The organism is Acidovorax sp. KPB24-03, from assembly GCF_057546605.1.
The window spans coordinates 1-3,164 of the sequence record NZ_BAAJYR010000401.1 but is presented as its reverse complement, the minus strand read 5'-3'; the positions used below and the strand labels follow the sequence as shown (position 1 = coordinate 3,164).

Below are 3,164 nucleotides of genomic sequence, written 5' to 3'. Positions count from 1 at the left end.
CGAAGAACACGGGCACGAAGAAGATGCCCAGCACGGTGGCGGAGATCATGCCGCCCAGCACCGCGGTGCCGATGGCCTGCCGCCCGCCCGCGCCGGCGCCCGTGCCGATGGCCAGCGGCAGCACGCCAAAGCCGAAGGCCAGCGAGGTCATGAGGATCGGGCGCAGCCGCAGGCGCACGGCCTCCAGCGTGGCGTCGATCACGCTCTTGCCCTGGGCCTGCAGCTGGGTGGCGAACTCCACGATCAGGATGGCGTTCTTGGACGACAGCCCCACGGTGGTGAGCAGCCCGACCTGGAAGTACACGTCGTTGGACAGCCCGCGGATGCCGATGCCCAGCAGCGCGCCCACGATGCCGAGCGGCACCACCAGGATCACCGAGAACGGCACCGACCAGCTTTCGTACAGCGCCGCCAGGCACAGGAACACGAACAGGATGGACACGGCATACAGCAGCGGCGCCTGCGAGCCCGACAGCCGCTCCTGGTAGGAGGCGCCCGTCCATTCGTAGCCGATGCCGGGCGGCATCTCCTTCATGATGGTTTCCACCGCGTCCATGGCCGCGCCGGAGCTGACCCCCGTGGCCGCGTCGCCCACGAATTCGTAGCTGGGGCTGCCGTTGTAGCGCTGCAGCTGGGGCGAGCCGTAGGTCCAGCTGGTGCTGGAGAACGCCGAGAACGGCACCATGAGGCCCTGGCTGTTGCGCACCGTCCAGGGCGCGATGTCCTGCGGCAGCATGCGGTAGGGCGCATCGCCCTGCATGTACACGCGCTTGACCCGGCCCTTGTTCAGGAAGTCGTTCACGTAGGTGCCGCCGATGGCGCTGCCCAGCGTGTTGTTGACGTCGGTGGTGGCCAGGCCCAGGGCGCCGGCCTTGGCGTCGTCGATGGCCACGCCCAGCTGCGGCGTGTCGTCCAGGTTGTTGCTGCGGGTGTTGGACAGCTCGGGCCGCTGGCCGGCCAGCTGCAGCACCTTGTCGCGCGCGGCCACGAGCGCGTCGTGGCCCAGGCCGTTCAGGTCCTTGAGCTGGAAGTTGAAGCCCGCATTGGCGCCCAGGCCGCGCACGGCCGGCGGCAGCACGACGAAGATGCGCGCGTCGCGGATCCTGGACAGATCGCGCGTGGCCTTGCGGGCGATGGCGTCGGCGCTTTGCGAGGCCAGGGGGCGCTCGCTCCAGTCTTTGAGGCGCACGAAGCCGCGCGCCGAACTCTGGTCGCCGTTGGAGCCGGTGATGGAGTTGAAGCTCACCACGTCGGGCTGCGCGGCGAAATACTTCTGCACCTCGGCCATCACCACCTGCAGGCGGGTGTTGGAGGCGCCCGGGGGCAGGGTGATCTGCACCTGCACGGCACCCTGGTCCTCATTGGGCAGGAACGAAGTGGGCAGGCGCATGAACAGCACGGCCATGCCGCCCACGATGAGCGCATAGACCAGCATCATCCGCCCGCCGCGGCGCACGATGCGGCCCACGCCGCGCTGGTAGCCGTCGGCGGTGCGGTCGAAGCGGCGGTTGAAGCCGGTGAAGAAGCGGTCCACCCAGCCCAGCACGCCCCGGCGCGGCGCGCCGTGCGGGCTGTGCTGGCCCTGGGGGATGGGCTTGAGCAGCGTGGCGCACAGCGCCGGCGTGAGCGTGAGCGCCACCAGCACCGACAGCACCATGGCCGAGACGATGGTGATGGAGAACTGCCGGTAGATCACCCCCGTGGAGCCGCCGAAGAACGCCATGGGGATGAACACCGCCGACAGCGTGAGCGCGATGCCCACCAGCGCGGGCGTGATCTCGGCCATGGACTTGCGCGTGGCCTCCTTCGGGGGCAGGCCCTCCTCGCTCATCACGCGCTCGACGTTCTCCACCACCACGATGGCGTCGTCCACCAGCAGGCCGATGGCCAGCACCATGCCGAACATGGTCAGCGTGTTGATCGAGTAGCCCGCCACCGACAGCACGCCGAAGGTGCCCAGCAGCACCACGGGCACCGCGATCGCCGGGATCAGCGTGGCGCGGAAGTTCTGCAGGAAGATGTACATCACCAGCACCACGAGCAGCATGGCCTCGACCAGCGCCTTGACCACCTCTTCGATGGAGGCGCTCACGAAGGGCGTGGTGTCGTAGCTGGTGAAGGGCTTGAGCTGGTACGGAAAGAACGGCTGCAGCTCGGCGATCTTGGCGTTCACCGCGTTGGCCACCGCCATGGCGTTGGCGCTGTCGGCCAGCACCACGCCCATGCCGGCGCCGGGCTGGCCGTTCAGGCGCGAGGTGATGGTGAGGTTCTCGGCGCCCAGTTCGATGCGGGCCACGTCTTTCAGGCGCACGATGGCGCCGTCCACGGTGGACTTGAGAACGATGTTCTCGAACTCCTCGCGCGACTGCAGCTTGCTGCGCGCGGTGATGGTGGCGTTGAGCTGCTGCTCGCCCACGGCGGGCAGGGCGCCCAGCTGGCCGGCGGAGACCTGGGCGTTCTGCGCGTTGATGGCGTTGCCGATGTCGGACGGCATGAGCGCGTATTTCTCGAGCTTGGCCGGGTCCATCCACACGCGCATGGCGTAGGGCGTGCCCAGCGTGGCCACGTCGCCCACGCCGTCGATGCGGCTGATGACGTCCACCAGGTTGCTGGAGATGTAGTCGCCGATGTCCACCTGCGTCACGCTCGGGTCGGGCGAGGTGAAGGTGACGATCATCAGGTAGTCGTTGCCGCCCTTGGTGACGGTGACGCCCCGGCTCTGCACCGCGGGCGGCAGGCGCGACATGGCCTGCTGCAGCTTGTTTTGCACCTGCACCTGCGCCACGTCGATGTTGGTGCCGGCATTGAAGGTGAGCGTGGTGCGCGAGCCGCCCGAGGCATCGCTGGTCGAGCCCATGTAGATCAGGTTGTCGAGGCCCTTCAACTGCTGCTCGATCACCTGCGTGACCGATTCCTCCACCGTCTTGGCCGAGGCGCCGGTGTAGGTGGCGCTGATGGACACGCGCGGCGGCGCGATGTTGGGGTACTGCTCCAGCGGCAATGTCTTGATGGACATGGCCCCCGCCAGCATGATGACGATGGCGATGACCCACGCGAAGATGGGCCGGTTGATGAAGAACTGTGCCATGGCGGGCGGTCCTTCAGCGGGCGGCCGGGGCCGCAGCGCCGGACGCCGCGGGTGCCGCAGCGGATGCGGCCGGTGC

1 protein-coding gene is annotated in these 3,164 nt (G+C 68.6%); it reads right to left on the bottom strand.

All coding sequences use genetic code 11. The features are described from left to right. Positions 1–3,088: efflux RND transporter permease subunit (locus AC27KI_RS21635; protein ID WP_487115766.1), on the bottom strand; the 3,088-nt coding region annotated here is incomplete at its 3' end. Between the last annotated feature and the right edge of the window lie 76 nt (positions 3,089–3,164).